Origin of the sequence: Saccharothrix lopnurensis, assembly GCF_042658445.1 — a bacterium.
GTDB lineage: Bacteria > Actinomycetota > Actinomycetes > Mycobacteriales > Pseudonocardiaceae > Actinosynnema > Actinosynnema lopnurensis.
This window is the reverse complement of sequence record NZ_JBHSQO010000037.1, coordinates 43,559-59,745: the sequence shown is the minus strand read 5'-3', so window position 1 is coordinate 59,745 and position 16,187 is coordinate 43,559. Positions and strand designations below refer to the sequence as shown.

Annotated in this window: 15 protein-coding genes; 10 read left to right on the top strand and 5 right to left on the bottom strand. The window is 75.7% G+C overall.

Going from position 1 to position 16,187, the window contains the following annotated elements:
- Positions 1-53 precede the first annotated feature (53 nt).
- The 4 genes from ACFP3R_RS27710 to ACFP3R_RS27695 are packed head-to-tail and all read right to left on the bottom strand — an operon-like array spanning position 54 to position 4,266.
- A complete protein-coding gene (locus ACFP3R_RS27710; protein ID WP_380639906.1) occupies positions 54-596 on the bottom strand; it encodes a GNAT family N-acetyltransferase in 543 nt (180 codons plus the stop codon).
- A 60-nt stretch (positions 597-656) separates the two neighbouring features.
- Positions 657-1,427: an SGNH/GDSL hydrolase family protein gene (locus ACFP3R_RS27705; protein WP_380639904.1), complete on the bottom strand. Its 771-nt coding sequence runs from the start codon at positions 1,425-1,427 to the stop codon at positions 657-659.
- Complete coding sequence (locus tag ACFP3R_RS27700; protein ID WP_380639902.1) at positions 1,424-3,889, bottom strand: ATP-binding SpoIIE family protein phosphatase; 2,466 nt, start codon at positions 3,887-3,889, stop codon at positions 1,424-1,426. The genes ACFP3R_RS27705 and ACFP3R_RS27700 overlap by 4 nt, the downstream gene beginning before the upstream one ends.
- Complete coding sequence (locus ACFP3R_RS27695; protein WP_380639900.1) at positions 3,886-4,266, bottom strand: STAS domain-containing protein; 381 nt, start codon at positions 4,264-4,266, stop codon at positions 3,886-3,888. The genes ACFP3R_RS27700 and ACFP3R_RS27695 overlap by 4 nt, the downstream gene beginning before the upstream one ends.
- A gap of 226 nt (positions 4,267-4,492) precedes the next feature.
- Here ACFP3R_RS27695 and ACFP3R_RS27690 point away from each other — a divergent pair, with 226 nt between their 5' ends.
- From ACFP3R_RS27690 to ACFP3R_RS27680, 3 genes are all read left to right on the top strand, one after another.
- Positions 4,493-4,900 carry an STAS domain-containing protein gene (locus ACFP3R_RS27690; RefSeq protein ID WP_380639898.1) on the top strand — a complete coding sequence of 136 codons (408 nt, stop codon included), beginning with the start codon at positions 4,493-4,495 and terminating at the stop codon, positions 4,898-4,900.
- Between the two features lie 130 nt (positions 4,901-5,030).
- A complete protein-coding gene (locus ACFP3R_RS27685) occupies positions 5,031-5,417 on the top strand; it encodes a nuclear transport factor 2 family protein (protein WP_380639896.1) in 387 nt (128 codons plus the stop codon).
- A gap of 178 nt (positions 5,418-5,595) precedes the next feature.
- Positions 5,596-8,544 (top strand): AfsR/SARP family transcriptional regulator, encoded by a 2,949-nt coding sequence (locus ACFP3R_RS27680; protein ID WP_380639894.1) that lies wholly within the window; start codon positions 5,596-5,598, stop codon positions 8,542-8,544.
- A 15-nt stretch (positions 8,545-8,559) separates the two neighbouring features.
- On the opposite strand, the gene ACFP3R_RS27675 is transcribed toward ACFP3R_RS27680, so the two are convergent.
- A complete protein-coding gene (locus tag ACFP3R_RS27675; protein WP_380639892.1) occupies positions 8,560-8,904 on the bottom strand; it encodes a hypothetical protein in 345 nt (114 codons plus the stop codon).
- 264 nt (positions 8,905-9,168) lie between these two features.
- Here ACFP3R_RS27675 and ACFP3R_RS27670 point away from each other — a divergent pair, with 264 nt between their 5' ends.
- The 7 genes from ACFP3R_RS27670 to ACFP3R_RS27640 all read left to right on the top strand — a co-directional run bounded on the left by ACFP3R_RS27670 (position 9,169) and on the right by ACFP3R_RS27640 (position 16,174).
- Positions 9,169-10,410 carry a helix-turn-helix domain-containing protein gene (locus ACFP3R_RS27670; RefSeq protein WP_380639890.1) on the top strand — a complete coding sequence of 414 codons (1,242 nt, stop codon included), beginning with the start codon at positions 9,169-9,171 and terminating at the stop codon, positions 10,408-10,410.
- A gap of 39 nt (positions 10,411-10,449) precedes the next feature.
- The gene (locus tag ACFP3R_RS27665) at positions 10,450-10,899 is read left to right on the top strand and encodes a cobalamin B12-binding domain-containing protein (RefSeq protein WP_380639888.1); all 450 of its coding nucleotides are present in this window, start codon (positions 10,450-10,452) and stop codon (positions 10,897-10,899) included.
- Positions 10,896-12,158 (top strand): methylaspartate mutase, encoded by a 1,263-nt coding sequence (locus tag ACFP3R_RS27660; protein ID WP_380639886.1) that lies wholly within the window; start codon positions 10,896-10,898, stop codon positions 12,156-12,158. Before ACFP3R_RS27665 ends, ACFP3R_RS27660 begins: the two co-directional genes overlap by 4 nt.
- Positions 12,159-12,184: 26 nt before the next feature.
- Entirely contained in the window at positions 12,185-13,198 is a 1,014-nt protein-coding gene (locus ACFP3R_RS27655) for an asparagine synthetase A (RefSeq protein ID WP_380639884.1), read from the top strand.
- Positions 13,195-14,526 carry a glutamate synthase-related protein gene (locus ACFP3R_RS27650; RefSeq protein ID WP_380639882.1) on the top strand — a complete coding sequence of 444 codons (1,332 nt, stop codon included), beginning with the start codon at positions 13,195-13,197 and terminating at the stop codon, positions 14,524-14,526. The genes ACFP3R_RS27655 and ACFP3R_RS27650 overlap by 4 nt, the downstream gene beginning before the upstream one ends.
- Before the next feature lie 53 nt (positions 14,527-14,579).
- Positions 14,580-15,740, top strand: coding sequence for an MFS transporter (locus ACFP3R_RS27645; protein ID WP_380639880.1), 1,161 nt, complete (start codon positions 14,580-14,582; stop codon positions 15,738-15,740).
- Between the two features lie 227 nt (positions 15,741-15,967).
- On the top strand, positions 15,968-16,174 hold the full coding sequence (locus tag ACFP3R_RS27640) for an MbtH family protein (RefSeq protein WP_380639878.1): 207 nt from the start codon (positions 15,968-15,970) through the stop codon (positions 16,172-16,174).
- The last annotated feature ends 13 nt before the right edge of the window (positions 16,175-16,187 follow it).

Genomic DNA, 16,187 nt, shown 5'->3' with positions numbered 1-16,187 from the left:
GTGGTGGCCGAGTTCCCGGGTGGGTGCGGTCGAAACCGCCGGGCGCCCCCCGCTCAGGTCAACGGGTACTCCATCGACACCCCCGCCAGCACCGTGCCGTCGGGCAGCGGCACCGGGACGCGCGCCACCTCGCGGAAGCCGAACGCCCGGTAGAGCGGCACCCCGGGCAGGGTGGCGACCAGCACCAGCGACCGGAACCCCGCCGCCCGCGCCGCCCGCTCGCACTCGCCGAGCAGCGCGCGCCCCAGGCCCCGGCGCGCCCGGTCGCCGCGCACGAACATCGCCCGCACCCGCGCGGGCTCGGTGGCCGGGTCCAGCAGCCGGTCCTCGCCCGGCCGCGCGCCGGAACCGGTGTAGAGCTTGTCCCGGACGCTCCACCCGCCGCAGGCGACGACCTCGCCCGCGTGCTCGTGCACGTAGTAGGTGCCGTCGTCGACCAGCACCACGTCGGGCACGGTGAGGTGCTCGGCGGCCGACGCCGTCTCGCGCTCGTCGTGGAAGCGCGGGAACAGCTCCAGCACCGAGCGCCGCATCAGCGCGCCGATGCGCGGCACGTCGGACCGGACCGCCGCGCGCAGCACGGGCGTCTCCCCCATGGCCCTCCCGTCGTCCCGGTCATCCTCCCGGACCGCGCCGGCGGGCCGGTGCCGGGCCGGTCAGGCGTGCCGCATGGCCTCCACCGGCGTCCAGTCCCGGTGCTTGCCGGGCTCGTGGTCGCCCGAGGAGATGCCGCGCAGCCGGCGGTTCACCCACGGCAGCACGTGCTCGCGGTAGTACCGGGCCTCGGCCAGCAGGCCGCGGGTCGCCGCGGTGTCGGGTTCGACGGCGTGCGCGGGCACGGGGTGGCCCAGCGCGGCGAGCACCACCGAGGCGACCCGGCGGTGCCCGGCGGCGTTGAGGTGCAGCCGGTCGGGCGACCAGTACTCCGCCCGGCGGATCTCGGCGTCGTTGAACATGTCCACGAACAGCAGGTCGTGGCGGCGGGCCAGCTCGGCGATCGCCGTGGTCAGCTCCGCGCCGCGGCGGCGGACCACCCGCCCGAGGGGCAGCCGGGCCGACGGGTCGGCCCCGCTGAGCAGGACCAGCCGCACCTCGGCGGCCAGGCAGCGCCGGACGGCCCGCTCGGTCAGCTCCACCAGGCGCGCCGCGTCGATGCCGGGGCGCATCATGTCGTTGCCGCCGCCGTTGAACGTGATCAGCGTGGGCGGCGGGGTCAGCGCCAGCGCGGCGTCGAGCTGGGTGGTCGCGATGGGTTCGAGCAGCCGACCGCGCACCGCGAGGTTGGCGTAGTGCACGGTCTCGCCGCGGGCGGTGGCCAGGCCCGCCGCGACCAGGTCGGCCCAGCCGCGCGGCGAGCCGTCGGGCAGCTCGTCGCCCACGCCCTCGGTGAAGCTGTCGCCCAGGGCGGCGTAGCGCACGGGGCTCACCGCTGCCCCTCCCGACCGCCGGTCCGCGCGGGGATCTCGGCCCAGACGACCTTGCCGTCCAGGGTGGTGCGGGTGCCCCAGCGCGTCGAGAACGCGTTGACCAGGTACAACCCGCGGTGGTGCTCGTCCTCGGGCCCGGCCTCGAACAGCCGGGGCAGGGTGGCGCCGTGGTCCGCGACGTCCACGGTCAGCCGGACCCCGTCGTGGTGCAGCCGGAGCGTGCCCGGGTCCCCGGTGTGCTTGACGGCGTTGGTCACCAGCTCGCTGGTCACCGTCAGGGCGACGTCCAGCACGTCGGCCAGCCCCCACTCCCGCAGTCGCTCGGTGACGAAGGCCCGCGCCCGCGCGGCGGCGGCCGGGTCGGCCTCCAGCGGCAGGGCCGCGACCCGGCGGTGCCCGGTGGTGTGCCGGACGTGCACCAGGGCCACGTCGTCGTCGTGGCGGCCCCCGGTGAGCCGGTCGATCAGCTTGTCGCAGGCCACCTGCGGGTCGACGTCGCCCGGCAGCAGGCGCAGGCCGTCGACCAGCTCCTCGATGCCCGTGCCGAGGTCGCGGTGGCGGTTCTCGACGAGGCCGTCGGTGTAGAGCGCCAGGCACGTCCCGGGCGGGAACGGGGTCTCCTGCTGGAGGAAGTGCTCCCCCACGCCGAGCGGCATCCCCAGGCCCTGGCCGATCAGCCGCGGTTCGCCCTCGGGCGGCAGTAGGACCGCGGGCAGGTGCCCGGCGTTGGCGAGGGTCAGCGTCTGCTCGACCGGGTCGTGCACCGCGTACAGGCAGGTGATGAAGGTGGCGCCGGGCGTGGTGTCGGCCAGGTTCGACACGCGGCCGAGCACGTCGCCGGGCGGCAGGTCCAGCAGGGCGTAGGACCGCACGGCGGTGCGGATCTGCCCCATGACCGCCGCCGCGGTCACGCCGCGGCCCACCACGTCGCCGATGACGAACGCGGTGCGCCCGCCGGGCAGCTCGATCACGTCGAACCAGTCGCCGCCGACCTCCGAGCCGGTGGCGGCGGGCAGGTAGCGGGAGGTGATCTCCAGGTCGGGCACGTCCGGCACGGTCGGCAACATGCTGCGGGCCAGCTCGGTGGCCATGCTGCGCTGGCGGTCGAACAGCCGGGCGTTGTCCAGCGCGATCGCCGCGTACCCGGCGATGCCCTCGACGAGCTGCTGGTGGCGGGCGGTGAACCGGCCCGGCTCGTGGTGGCCGAAGAAGAAGCCGCCCAGCACCTCCTGCGACGACGGCGAGACCACCGACACGGCGAGGTAGCTGCACACCGGCAGGTGCCCCGGCGGCATCCCCCGGTAGGGCTCGCTGAGGCCGTAGCGGGGGTCCCGGGTGATGTCGTCGGAGCGGACCGTGCCCAGGCCGTCGAACGTCGCCGCGAACACCGCGGTGTTGCGCGGCATGGGGAAGCTCTCGAACGCCGCGCGCGGCACGCCGGAGAGGGTGTAGAGCGTGTAGGACTCGCCGTACTGGTTGATCAGGTTGTAGAAGAAGGCGCCGAACTCCGCCCCGGTCGCCCTGGTGGCCGCGTCCGTGGCGTCCTGGACCAGCACGTCGAGGTCGAGCTGGGCGGTCAGCCGCTGCCCGACCACCTGGAGCACGTCGACCAGCTCGGCTTCCGCGCGGATGTCCTCCAGCGCGTTCTCCAGCGCGGCGGCCTGGGCGCGGGCGATGTCCTCCAGCACCTCCAGGTGCTCGTGCAGCGCGTCGCGCCGGGCGGCCAGGCCCGCTTCGCGCTGCCCGTTCCAGGGGTGGGCGAGCAGGCCCGCGCGGACGCTGACCGCGACGGCCCGGAACAGCTCGGCGGCGTCGGTCGGGATGGGCACGCGGGAGAACAGCACCACGCAGAACAGGTCGCCGCTGGGCAGCACGCCGCCGAACCCGAGGGCCGAGGCGATGCCGTGGGCGGCTACGAAGTCCTGGTCGGGTACCCGGTCGCTGCCCGCGGCCACGGGCACGTGGAACACGCCGAACCGGCCCTCGGCGTCGGCGAAGGACCCGGCGGCCACGTCGGCGGGCCGCACGCCCAGCTCGTCGACCAGGGTGGAGATCATCGGCGCGCCCGCCACGGCCTCGGCGTCGGGCAGCGGGATGACGCGGTGGGCCCGCGAGCGGGCGGGGTCGTTCCAGTCCGGCTCGACCCCGGCGGTGGCCTCCAGGGTCAGGCAGCGCAGGTCGGGGGCCGGCGGCTCGGCCGCGCCGGCGAGCACGAGCTCCCGCACGTCCCCGGCCAGGTCGGCGAAGCGTCGCGTGGCGAAGACCCGGACCAGTTGGAGGACAGGTTCGCCGTGCTCGTCGACGAAGCCCTCGCGCAGCCGGTGGACCACGGCCTCGGCGGCCGCGACGAAGTCGGGTGCCCGCTCGGCCGCGCCGCGCAGGACGGCGGCGACCTCCACCATGTCGGACAGGCCGAAGGTGGCGAAGCGGTGGCCGCGCCGGGTGTCTCCAGCTCCGCTCATGACCGGTGGTTCTCCTCCGGCCCCGCCGGAACCTGGTCGACGATGGTGAGCAGGCGGTCCAGCGAGGTCATCGTGATCGCCGACCGGACCTGGGGGCGCAGCGAGGCGAGGACCAGCGCGCCGCCCGCCGCCCTGGTCGCCTTGTGCAGCCGGACCAGCGCGCTGAGGGCGCTGGAGTCGCAGAACGTGAGGTCGGCCAGGTCGAGCACCAGCGGGCCACCGGCGGCGGCCAGCGGTTCCGCGACCGCGAGCAGGCGCGGGGTCGTGCCGAAGTCCAGTTCGCCGGAGACCACCACCACGGTGTCCTCGGGTCGTTCCCGGACGTCGACCGACAGCGGTAGCGCGTCGCCCACCCTCGCCTCCTCCACACCGTTCATCAACCGGAGCCTAACGCGCGACGCCGGATGTCGAGCACCACGCCGGGCCGGTGACCGGGTGTTACGCGATCACCGGTACGCCACGCGCGGGAGTGTCGCACCTCCGTGTGACAGAGGCGGGGGAACGCCGTGCTCCGGCCCCGCGCCGGACCCACCCGGCGTGATCACCGCCGCGGATCGCACCGGTCGAGCGGCAAGCCGCCGACCAGCGTGGTTGAGTGGAGCCGTGACAACCCCGGAGACGACGAACCAGGAGGGGGAGGACCCGTGGACGCGGGTCGAACTCCTCGCCGATGCCCAGGCGGTGGCGGTGCGGGTCGGTGGCGACATCGACCAGAAGACCGTCGAGGTGCTGGACAAGGGACTGGACGAGGGCCTGGCCAAGGCGGTCGAGGCCGAGGCGCTGCTGGTGGTGGTGGACCTCCAGGAGGTGGGTTTCGTCGCCTCCACGGGGCTGTCCTCGCTGATCCGGGTGCACAACGCCACCAGGGACAAGGGGCTGGAGCTGGTCGTGGTGCTGCCCGACGAGCACCGGCTGTCCCGGCTGCTGTGGCTGACCGCGCTCAGCCGCATCCTCACCGTGACCCCCTCGGTCGAGGAGGCGCTCGCGCAGGCTCCCCGCAACCCCGCCTGACCCCCTCGCGCGTCCCCTCACCCTCCCCCGCGCGGGGCGTCGCTCGGCGCGATAGCGCAGCGATAACCGGCGGTTAGCGCAACCGAGGAGGTTGATCGGGGCAGGGAAGCCTACGGAGGGGAACGGTGCCATGGCAGCGGACCGGTGGCAGGGCGCTCGACAGCCCGGCTCCGCGGTCACCGCGGTGGGGGTGGAGCACGTCCGCCTGAGCTACGAGTACCTCGACCGCAGCGACCTCGACGGGTACGCGTCGCTGTTCGACGCCGACGCCGTGCTCCAGCGACCGGGCGAGCGGGAGGTCCGGGGGCGCGAGGAGATCGAGGCGTACCAGGCCCGCCGGGAGCACCGGGGTGGCGCGCACGTGCTGGACGAGGTGATCGCCGCCGAGGGCCGCGTGGCCGTCGTCGGCAAGATCGTCCGCGCGGGCACCGAAGTCGGTTTCGCCGACATCTTCGCCCTGAGCGAGCACGGCCTGCTGCGGTCGCAGCGGACGTACTTCTTCGCCACGCCCGCCTGATCGGCGCACCCCGGCTGCTCCCGACGCCCGCCGGACGATCTGGACGAACGGCCCATTTACCAACGCCGGCGCCGGGGCGCGGTACCACATCCCGGAACCGCCGGTTACGGTCTGCCGGGGGGTCGAGCACGGGGAGTCGAGCTTGGAAGACGGGGCACGGTTATCGCAGGCTTCTCCGGTGTACCGGGTGCTGGGACCGCTGCACGTGTCCAGCGAGCCAGGTCGGGTCGGCAAGGTGCCGCCGGGGCGGCAGCAGGTGGTGCTCGGCGCGCTGCTGCTGGAGGCCAACCGCGTGGTCAGCATCGAGCACCTGATCGACGCCGTCTGGGACGAGTCCCCGCCCGCCACCGCGCGCACGCAGGTGCAGATCTGCGTGTCGGCGCTGCGCAGCACCCTGGCCGCGGTCGACCGCGGTGACGCGATCTCCACCCGGCCGCCCGGCTACCTGCTGCGGGTCGCCGACGGCGAGCTGGACGCCCACGTGTTCGCGCGGCTGACCGCCGAGGCCGAGAACCTGGCGCGCCGGGGCGACCCCCGGACGGCCGCGGAGCTGCTGCGCCAGGCGCTGGGCCTGTGGCGGGGCCCGGCGCTGAGCGGCACCACCAGCAACGCGCTGCTGGCCAAGGCCGCCAAGCTGGACGAGGACCGGCTGGCGGTCCTGGAGACCTCGCTGGACCTGGAGCTGGGCGCGGGGCGGCACCGCCAGCTCGTGGGCGAGATCGGCGCGCTGGTGGCCCAGCACCCGCTGCGGGAGCGGCTGCGCGGGCAGCTGATGGTGGCGCTGTACCGGTCGGGCCGGCAGGCCGAGGCGCTGGAGGTCTACCGCACGGGCCGGGACCTGCTGATCGACGAGCTGGGCCTGGAGCCCGGCGAGGAGCTGCGCCGGCTGGAGGCGGCGATCCTCACCGGCGACGCGGCGCTGGCCGTGCCGTCGCAGGCCCCGCCGGTGGAGGTGGTCCGGCAGGCCGTGCCCGCCCCCGCGCCCCAACCGGTGGTGCCGCTCCAGCTGCCGGCCGACATCGGCGACTTCACCGGTCGCGCCGACCTGGTCGCGCGGGCGCTGCGGCTGCTGGAGCCGGGCGGGCGGGCGACCCGGGTCGTGGCGCTGGTCGGCAAGCCCGGCATCGGCAAGAGCGCGCTGGCCGTCCACCTCGCGCACCTGCTGGTGGAGGCCCACTTCCCGGACGGCCAGCTCTACTGCGACCTCGGCGGCACCAGGGCGCACCCGGCCACCGCCGCCGACGTCCTCGGCCGGTTCCTGCGCGCCATGGGCATCCCCGGCACGTCCATCCCGGACGCCGAGGACGAGCGCGCCGAGATGTACCGGCAGCTGGTGGCGCGCAAGCGGATGCTCGTGGTGCTCGACGACGCGGCGGCCGAGCGGCAGGTGCAGGCGCTGCTGCCGGGCAGCAGCACGTGCTCGGTGGTCGTCACCAGCCGCGCCCGGCTGACCGGGTTGCCGGGCGCGCGGGTGCTGGAGGTCGAGGTGCTCGACCACGACGAGGCCACCGACATGCTCGCCGCGGTCATCGGCCCCGAGCGGGTCGCCGCCGAACCGGCCGCCGCCACCGCGCTGATCCGGCTGGTGGGCTGCCTGCCGCTGGCGCTGCGCATCGTGGCCGCCCGCCTGGCGGCCCGGCCGAGCTGGTCGCTGGCGTGGATGCTGGAGCGGCTGTCGGACGAGCGGCGGCGGCTCGACGAGCTGGCGCACGGCGAGATGATGGTGCGCGCCAGCCTCGCGCTGACCTACGACGGCCTGGACGTCGAGTCGCGCCGGCTGCTGCGGCTGCTGGGCGCGCTCGACGGGTTGAGCTTCCCCACCTGGGTGGCCGCGGCGCTGCTGGACGTGGAGCTGATGCGCGCCACCGACCTGCTGGAGCGGCTGGTCGACGCGCAGATGCTGGAGCTGGTCGCGATCGACGTCACCGGCACCCCGCGCTACAAGTTCCACGACCTGATCCGGCTGTTCGCCCGGGAGCAGCTGGAGCAGCACGAGGAGGAGGACGAGCGCCGGACCGCGCTGCGCCGGGTCGTGGGCGGCTGGCTCGCGCTGGCCGGCGAGGCGCACTCGCGGGTCTACGGCGGCGACTTCACCTCGCTGCACGGCGACGCGCCGCGCTGGCGCCCGTCGCGGTCCTATGTGGACCGACTGCTGGCCGACCCGCTGGTGTGGCTGGAGGCCGAGCGCCCCACCCTGTGCGCGGCGGTCGAGCTGACCGCCGCGGAGGGCATGGACGAGGCGTGCTGGGACCTCGCGGTCACCCTGGTGACGCTGTTCGAGGCGCGGTGCTACTTCGACGACTGGGAGCGCACGCACCGGCAGGCGCTGGACGCGGTGCGCGCGGCGGGCAACGAGCGGGGCGAGGCCGCGCTGCTGTGCTCGCTGGCGTCGTTGCAGCTGAGCTGGTCCCGGGCGCGGGCGGCGCGCGACCTGCTGGGCCCGGCGCTGCGCACGTTCGAGGAGCTGGGCGACGTGCGCGGGCTGGCGCTGGCCCGGCGCAACCTGGCGCTGGCCCACCACCGGCTCGGGGAGAACGAGCTGGCCGCGCCGGTCTACCTGAGCGCGCTGGAGGGCTTCCGGCTGGCGGGCGACCCGGTCGGCCAGGCGTACGTGCTGGCGCAGGTCGCGCAGATCGACCTGGAGAACGGGGACCAGGAGCTGGCCGCGGGGCGGCTGTACGAGGCGCTGGACATCTGCCGGGAGTTCGGCAACCAGCGGGTGGAGGTGCAGGTCCGGTACCGGTTGAGCGACCTGATGGCGCGCCAGGGGCGCAACGCCGAGGCGGAGGAGGCGCTGGCCGAGCTGCTAAACGTGGTCCGCGCCGGTCGCGACATCGTGGGCGAGGCGCGGGTGCTGCACCGGCTGGCGGTGGTGAAGCTCGCCCTGGGCGACCCGGGGGCGGCGGAGGCGCTGCTGCGGACCGCGCTGGAGGTGCGGGAGCGGGCGATGGACCACGGCGGTGCGGCGGAGACGCGGGCGGAGCTGGCGCTGCTGCTGGCCGGGCGGGGGGACCGGACCCAGGCGGTCGGTCTGCTGGGGCGGGCGATCACCACGTTCGCGGAGCGCAACATGAGCGCGGCGCGGCTGCGGGCGCAGCAGGCCCTGGACCTGATCCGGGCGGGCTGAGGGTCCCGGTCCGGGTCACGCGGCCGAGGTCGGGCCCCAGGGGGTGTCGTCGGCGGTCGGACCCCACGGGGTGTCATCGGCCGTCGGACCCCAGGGCGTGTCGTCAGCGGTCGGACCCCAGGGCGTGTCGTCGGCCGTCGGGCCCCACGGGGTGTCGTCACCCGTCGGGCCCCACGGCGTGTCGTCACCCGTCGGGCCCCACGGCGTGTCACCGGCCGTCGGGCCCCAGGGGGTGTCACCGGCCGCGACCGAGGTGGCGGTGACGGCCTCGGCGGCGTGGGCGGCGGTCGCGCCGAGCACCGGGGCGAGCACGATCGCGGCGAGGGCGGCGGTGGTGGCGAGGGCCTTGTTGACGCGCATCTCGTGTCCTCTTCCCGGCTGTCGGTCCCGGTGTCCCGGGCTTGCTGGAACCGACGTTAGGAATGGCGGCCATCACCGGATTATCACCGCGAAAAGGACCGCCGCCGCGTTCGCTATCGCGGCGCGGGAGGTCCGGCGATAACGCCGCGATAAGCGCGCGGACATGCTGGGAACCGGGTCGAGGACCGACACGTTCCGGCAGGTCGGAGCGAGGTGCCGGCCCCCAAGTCGGACAGCGGGATCTCGTCGCCACCTGGAGTTCGCATGGACGCAAGATCGGTAGACCGGCAATTCGGCGAACTGCTCCGGCAGCACCGGATGAGGCGAGGAGCCACCCAGCGGCAACTGGCGGACCTGTCCACCATCAGCGTGCGGGCGATCCGCGACCTGGAGGCGGGTCGGGCGAGCCGCCCGCGCCGCGACACCGTGCGGCTGATCGCCGAGGGCCTGCGGCTCAGCGGCCGCGAGCTGACCTCGTTCGAGGCGGCGGCGCTGCGGGCGCGCGGCGGGGTCGAGATCGACCTCGTGCCCGACCTGGACGCGGTGCCGCCGCCGTCGGCGCTGGACGCCCTGGTCGGCCGGGGCGCCGAGGTCACCGCGCTGCTGGACCTGCTCAGCGAGGGCGGCTCGCGGCTGGTCGCGGTCACCGGTCTGCCCGGCGTCGGCAAGACCCGCCTGGCCGTCGAGGTCGCGGGCCGGCTGCACGAGTCCGGGTCGGTCCGCGTGCTGTGGGACACCGCCGGCGCGAACCCGGCCGGGACCGCCGGCCGGCTGCGGTTGCTGGTGCGCTCCGCGCTGGGCCGCGCCGAGGACGGCGAGGGCCTGGACCCGCTGGCCGCGCTCATCGGGGACCGGGAGCTGCTGCTGGTGCTCGACGGCCACGACGCGGGCTGGCCGGACCCGGACCGGGCGCTGACCCTGCTGCACCGCTGCCGCCGGCTGCGCCTGCTGCGCACCACCCGCGAACCGCTGGACATCCCGGGCGAGCGGGTCCTCGCGCTGCCGCCGCTGCCCGGTGAGGACGCGGTCCGGCTGCTGACCCGGCTGGCCGGGCAGGTCTCCCCCGGCGCGGCGGCCCGCTCGGCGGACGCGCTCGTCGAGCTGGCCGACCGGCTCGACGGCCTACCGGGCGCGCTGGAGGCGGCGGCGTCGTGGTTGCTGGTGCACCGCCCGGAGGAACTGCTGGAGCTGGTGCGCGCCGACCCGCTGGGCGTCACCGCCGACCGGCTGCCGGGCCTGCGCGGCGCGCTGGCGCAGGCGTTGGCCGCGGTGGGTGGTGAGCGGGCCGTGCTCGACGCGGCGGGCGGCGCCTGGACCGTGCCCGACGCGGCGCGGTTGACCGGCGTGCCCCCGGTCGCGTGCGCGCACCTGGTGCGGCGGCTGCGGCTGCTGGGCCTGGTGCGGCCGGTCGGCCACGACCGCTTCCGGGTGCTGAACCTGGCGCGCGCCGCAACTGCCGCACTGCTGCCGGTCGGGCTGCCGCTCGCCGGGGTCCGCGACTCCTAACTTGGCGATCACGACCATCCTGCGACGCAAGGGGTTGCCGTGGACTTGGCAGAACCGGTCAGCGACCGGCGAGGGCTCGACATCGTGGTGACGAGCCTCGCTTCCGACGCCCACACCTGGAACCTGGTGTACCTCCAGCTGTTCCTGGAGGAGCTGGGGCACCGCGTGGCGAACCTGGGCGCGTGCGTGCCCGACGACCTGCTGGTGGCCGAGTGCGCCCGGCGGCGGCCGGACCTCGTGGTGATCAGCACCGTCAACGGGCACGGCTTCCACGAGGCCAAACGGGTCATCGCCCGGCTGCGGGCCCGGCCGGAGCTGACGGCCACCCCGGTGGTCGTCGGCGGCAAGCTGGGCATCGACGGGCCTGGCGGGCTCGACCGCGCCGCCGCGCTCACCGCGGCGGGCTTCGACGGCGTGTTCGAGGACGGGGGCGCCCTGGCCGCGTTCCGGTCCTTCCTGGCCCGGCTGCCCGTGGGCGTGCGGTCATGAGCGACGGGTCGTTCGGCGGGTTCGTGGCCGCCGCCGCCCGCCGCGGCGAACTGGTGGTCCAGCCCCGGATGGGCATCGGCGACCCGGCGGGGATGCGCGCCGGGCTGCTGGCCGTGCGGCGCGCCGGGGTGCGCGCGGTCGGCACCCTCACCCTGGACAGCTTCACCCGGGTCGGCGACCACGGCGCGGTGCGCGCCGCGCTGGCCGCGGGCGACCACCTCAACGGCTACCCCATCGTGGCCTACCCGCCCGAAACCACCCGGTCCGTGCTGGCCGGGGCGCACGACGACTCGTTCCCGGTGCAGGTGCGGCACGGTTCGGCCAAGCCGCAGGACATCGTGGTCGCGCTGCTGGCCGCCGGGCTGCACGCCACCGAGGGCGGTCCGCTGTCCTACTGCCTGCCCTACAGCCGGGTGCCGGTGGCCGAGGCGGTGCGCGCGTGGGCCGAGTCGTGCCTGCTGCTGGCGGGCCTGCGCGAGCGCGGCGGCCGGCCGCACCTGGAGTCGTTCGGCGGCTGCATGATGGGCCAGCTGTGCCCGCCGGGGCTCCTGGTCGCGATCAGCGTGCTGGAGGCGCTGTTCTTCCGCCAGCACGGCCTGGGCAGCGTGTCGCTGAGCTACGCCCAGCAGACGCACCCGGAGCAGGACGCGGAGGCCGTGCACGCGTTGCGGGCGCTGGCCGCCGAGCACCTGTCCGACGTGGAGTGGCACGTGGTGCTCTACACCTACATGGGCGTGTTCCCCCGGACCCCGCGCGGCGCCACCGCGCTGCTGGAGCGCGCGGCGGAGCTGGCCGTGCGCACCGGCGCGGAGCGGCTGATCGTCAAGACCGTGGCGGAGGCGCACCGCATCCCCACGGTCGAGGAGAACGTGGCGGCGCTGCGGATCGCGAGCCGCGCGGCGGCGCGGGCCCGGCGCGACCGGGCGACCCCGGACACCGGGGTGCTGGCCGAGGCCCGCGCCATCGTCGAGGCGGTGCTGGACCTCGCCCCGGACGTGGGCGTGGCCCTGGTCCGCGCGGTCGAGCGCGGCTACCTGGACGTGCCGTACTGCCTGCACCCGGACAACGCGGGGCGCACCAGGGCCGTGGTCGACGGGACCGGCCGGCTGCGCTGGTCCCGGACCGGGTCGCTGCCCCTGGCGGGCCTCGTGCGGGCCTCCGGGCGCGCCGAGACCACCGCCGCCGAACTGCTGCGCTCGCTGTCCCACGTGGAACGGACCTACGACGACGCCGCCCTGCACCCGGTCGTCACCGGTTGACCTCCCAGCCACCCCGAAGGAGCGAGATGGACACCACCACGACCGTCGACGCGGCGACCCCGCTGCTGCCGGCCGACCCCCGCGAGCACCTGTCGTCGCCCACCACGCGCGCGGTGCTGCGCGTCCAGCACGAGGTGCTGGCCGCGGCGCGCGAGCACCTGGGCGGCCGGGGCTTCACCGAGCTGCTCCCGCCGGTCATCGGGCCGGTCACCGACCCCGGCGCCCGGGGCGCGAAGCAGGTCGACGTGGACTACTACGGCCACCGCTACAAGCTGATGACCAGCGCCATCCTCTACAAGCAGGCGTCGCTGACCGCGTTCGACCGGATCTACTGCATCGCGCCCAACGTGCGGCTGGAGCCGCTGGAGACCAGCTCGACGAGCCGGCACCTGGCCGAGTTCCACCAGATCGACGTGGAGGTCGCGGGCGCGTCCCGCGAGGACGCCATGACCGTGGCGGAGGAGCTGGTGCGGCACGTCGTGCGGCGGGTGGTGGAGCGGGCGGCCGGGGAGCTGGAGGTCCTCGGCCGCGACACCGACGCGTTCGCCGACCTGCTGTCCGGCGCCCCGTTCGAGCGCCGCACGCACGCCGGGGCGGTCGCCGACCTGCACGGGCTGGGCCACGGGCAGAACCCGGACGCGGAGATCGACTGGGAGGGCGAGGCGGTGCTGTCGGCCAAGGCCAGCAGGCCGTTCTTCCTCACCGACTACCCGAAGGGCTCGCGCGGGTTCTACGACCGGGAGAGCCGCGAGCACCCCGGCCTGCTGCGCAACTTCGACCTGCTGGCGCCGGAGGGCTACGGCGAGCTGTGCAGCGGCAGCGAGCGGGAGCACGAGTACGGCGCGATCATCGCGCGGATGCGCGAGACCGGCGAGAACCCGGCCAAGTACGGCTGGTACCTGAGGATGGTGCGCGACGGCATCCCGGGCAGCTCGGGCTTCGGCATCGGCCTGGAGCGGCTGACCCGGTACATCGCGGGCCTGGAGCACGTGTGGCAGGCCACCGCCTACCCGAAGGTGCCGGGGGTGGTGTCGCCGTGAGCGGGCTGCGCGCGGAGACCTTCCCCGAGGCGGCGGTGCGCGACCGCGCCCGCACGGGCACGGCGGCGGCGTTCCCGCCGCTGGCGGACTACGGGCACGCCCTGTTCGGCGCGGCGGTGTCGGGGGCGGGGTCCGGGTCCGGGTCGGCGGGGTCGGCGTCGGGGGTGTCGGCGTCGGGGATGGTGTCCGACGAGCTGGACGCCGCGCGGCTGGTGCCGCCGGTGTTCGTGCCGGAGCGCCTGGAGAAGCTGATCGACCTGGCCCGCGAGCCGCTGCACGGCGACGTGGACCTGACCACCTCCGTCGGCGGGTTCGCCTCGGCGCTGCCGGTGTACCTCTCGGCGTTCGGCTCCACCCAGGTCGCGAGCGCCGACCTCGGCGTGGCCGCGAGCGCGCAGGCCGGCGCGCTGGGCGTGCCGGTGGTGGTGGGCGAGAACGTGGTGCCGGTCAACGGGTACGGCCGGCTCGCCGACGGCGGTGGCCGGTCGCTGCTGGCGCGCATCCGCGCCTACGCCGACGCCGTGCCGGACGGGCTGGGCGGCGTGGTGGTGCAGCAGAGCACCGAGGACGCCGACGCCGAGGTGTGGAACCTGGTCTACAGCGACCCGTCGGCCCGGCCGCTGCTGGAGTCCGGGCGGCTGGGCTTCGAGCTGAAGGTGGGCCAGGGCGCGAAACCCGGCCTCGGCGGCATGACCGTGGTCGACGCCGCGGACACCCGGCGGCTGTCCGAGCAGTTCGCGCTGGAGCCGGTGTTCGACCCGGCCACCGGTCGGGTGCTGCGCTGCGCGAGCCCCGGCACGTTCACCGAGGAGATCCTGCGCCAGCAGGTCCGCCTGATGCGCAACAACTTCCCGCGCGCCCGGGTGTGGGTGAAGCTGCCGCCGGGCCGGGACGTGGCCGCCGCCGCGGCGATCGCCTGGGCGGCCGGCGCGGACGCGGTCACCGTGGACGGCGCGGAGGGCGGCAGCGGCTGGGCCCCGGCGGCGTTCCTGGCGGGCGTCGGCCTGCCGCTGGCCGAGTGCCTGCGCCGGATCGGCCCACCCGACGGCTGCCTGCTGGTGTCCGGGCGGGTGTGGGAGGGGTTGCGCGCGGTGAAGTGCCTCGCGGCGGGCGCGGGCGCGGTGGGCCTGGGCCGGGCGGCGCTGATCGCGGTGGACGAGGACCCGCGCGCCGGGCTGGTCCGGCTGGTCGAGTGCCTGGCGCTGGAGCTGCGGATGCTGATCAGCGCGCTGGGCAAGTACCGGGTGTCCGCGCTGTCGCCGGACGACCTGTGGTCGCCGACCGGGTGGGCGGTGCCGGCGCGCGACCGGCTCGGGGCCGTGCGGTGACCGCTCCGACCCTCGTCCGCGGCACCCCCTCATCGGCACGCTACCTGGGGTTCGTGTCCGCCACGGGGCTGTCCTCGCTGGGCGACGCGGCCTGGCTGATCGCCTTGACCGCGGTGCTGGTGGACGTCGGCAGCGCCACGGCGGCGGGCGTGGTCCTGGCGCTCGCCGGTTTGCCCCGGGTGTGCGCGCTGGTCGGCGGGGCGGTGGTCGACCGGTGGGGCCCGACGCGGGTGATGGTGTGGGCGGACCTGCTGCGGTGCGCGGTGATGCTCGGGGCGGCGGGCACGGTGCTGGTGACGGGGCCGTCGGTGCTCGTACTGGCGGTCGTCGCGGCGGTCATGACGGCGCTGAGCGCCTTCTTCGGGCCCGCCTCGGGCGCGCTGCGACCGCTGCTGCTGCCCGATGAGCACCTGGTGCGCGGCAACTCCCTGTACCTGATCGGCCTGCGCGCGGGGCAGACCGCGGGCGGACCGGTCGGCGCGGCGCTGCTGCCGCTGGGCGGCGTGGTGCTGGTGGCGCTGGCCAACGCGGTCAGCTTCCTGGTGTCGGCCGCGGCCGTGAAGCGGGTCGGGCCCCCGGCCGAGCCACCCCGTCCCGGGGGCTCACCCCGGTTGACCACCCGCGTGGCCGAGGGGTTCCGGCACGTCGTCGGGGACGCGGAGCTGCGGGTGCTGCTGCCGGTGATGGCGCTGGTCGAGCTGGCCGCGGCCGGTCCGGTGAACATCGGGTTGGTGCTGCTGGCCGACCACGCCGGCGCGGGCGCCGCCGGGGCGGGCCTGCTGCTGGCCGCCACCACGGTGGGCGCGACCGCGTCGTTCCTCGGCACCCTGGTCCTGCCGGCCGGCCGGCGGGCGGGCGCGGTGCTGCTGGCCGGCGTCGTCGCGCAGGCCGCGGTGCTGGCTTGCCTCGGCCTGGTGGGCACGCTGCCCGGCGCGGTGCTCTGCTACGGGCTGCTGGGGCTGGTGACCGCGCAGTCGGGCGTGGTGCTGGTGTCGCTGGTGCAGCGCCGGACGCCGGTCGAGGTGCGTGGCCGGGTCATGTCCATCCTGCAACTGGTCGTGTTCAGCGCCCCGGTGCTGGGCAACCTCGGTTTCGGCGCGCTGCTCGACCTGGCGGGCGCGCCGGCCACGATGGCGCTGCACGGCCTGCTGGCCGCCGCCGCGGCGGCGGTGCTCGCCGCCACCCCGGCCCTGCGGACGGCCCGCCTCGGTTGAGGCCACCGCCCCTCGCCCTACCCGCACGGCCCCGAGAAGGCGCACCGCGGAACCGCGGTGCGCCTTCGGCGTTCCGGTGCGGGAGTTCGGCGCTCCCGCCCCCGTCCCTGCCTCCCGTACTGCCTCCGATCTGCCTCCCGCACTGCCGGAAACGCCGCCGCACCGCCCCTAGTTTCTGGAGTTGTCGCCGCCGGCGACACCGTCGCAGCCCAACCGAAGGAGCCACCATGACGAACCCGTTCGACGACCAGGACGCGGAGTTCCTGGTGCTGGTGAACGAGGAGCGGCAGCACTCGCTGTGGCCCGCCTCCCTCACCGTGCCCGCCGGCTGGGAGGTCGCCCACGGCCCCGACAGCCGCCCGGCGTGCCTGGCGCACGTCGAGGCGAACTGGACCGACCTGCGCCCGGCGAGCCTCGCCGCGCTGCGCGGCTGAGCCGACCTCATCG

Bases quoted from the DNA above. Each gene is read 5' to 3' on its own strand.
- ACFP3R_RS27710 (WP_380639906.1), bottom strand. From the start codon at position 596: ATGGGGGAGACGCCCGTGCTGCGCGCGGCGGTCCGGTCCGACGTGCCG.
- ACFP3R_RS27700 (WP_380639902.1), bottom strand. From the start codon at position 3,889: ATGAGCGGAGCTGGAGACACCCGGCGCGGCCACCGCTTCGCCACCTTC.
- ACFP3R_RS27695 (WP_380639900.1), bottom strand. From the start codon at position 4,266: ATGAACGGTGTGGAGGAGGCGAGGGTGGGCGACGCGCTACCGCTGTCG.
- ACFP3R_RS27685 (WP_380639896.1), top strand. From the start codon at position 5,031: ATGGCAGCGGACCGGTGGCAGGGCGCTCGACAGCCCGGCTCCGCGGTC.
- ACFP3R_RS27675 (WP_380639892.1), bottom strand. From the start codon at position 8,904: ATGCGCGTCAACAAGGCCCTCGCCACCACCGCCGCCCTCGCCGCGATC.
- ACFP3R_RS27670 (WP_380639890.1), top strand. From the start codon at position 9,169: ATGGACGCAAGATCGGTAGACCGGCAATTCGGCGAACTGCTCCGGCAG.
- ACFP3R_RS27660 (WP_380639886.1), top strand. From the start codon at position 10,896: ATGAGCGACGGGTCGTTCGGCGGGTTCGTGGCCGCCGCCGCCCGCCGC.
- ACFP3R_RS27655 (WP_380639884.1), top strand. From the start codon at position 12,185: ATGGACACCACCACGACCGTCGACGCGGCGACCCCGCTGCTGCCGGCC.
- ACFP3R_RS27640 (WP_380639878.1), top strand. From the start codon at position 15,968: ATGACGAACCCGTTCGACGACCAGGACGCGGAGTTCCTGGTGCTGGTG.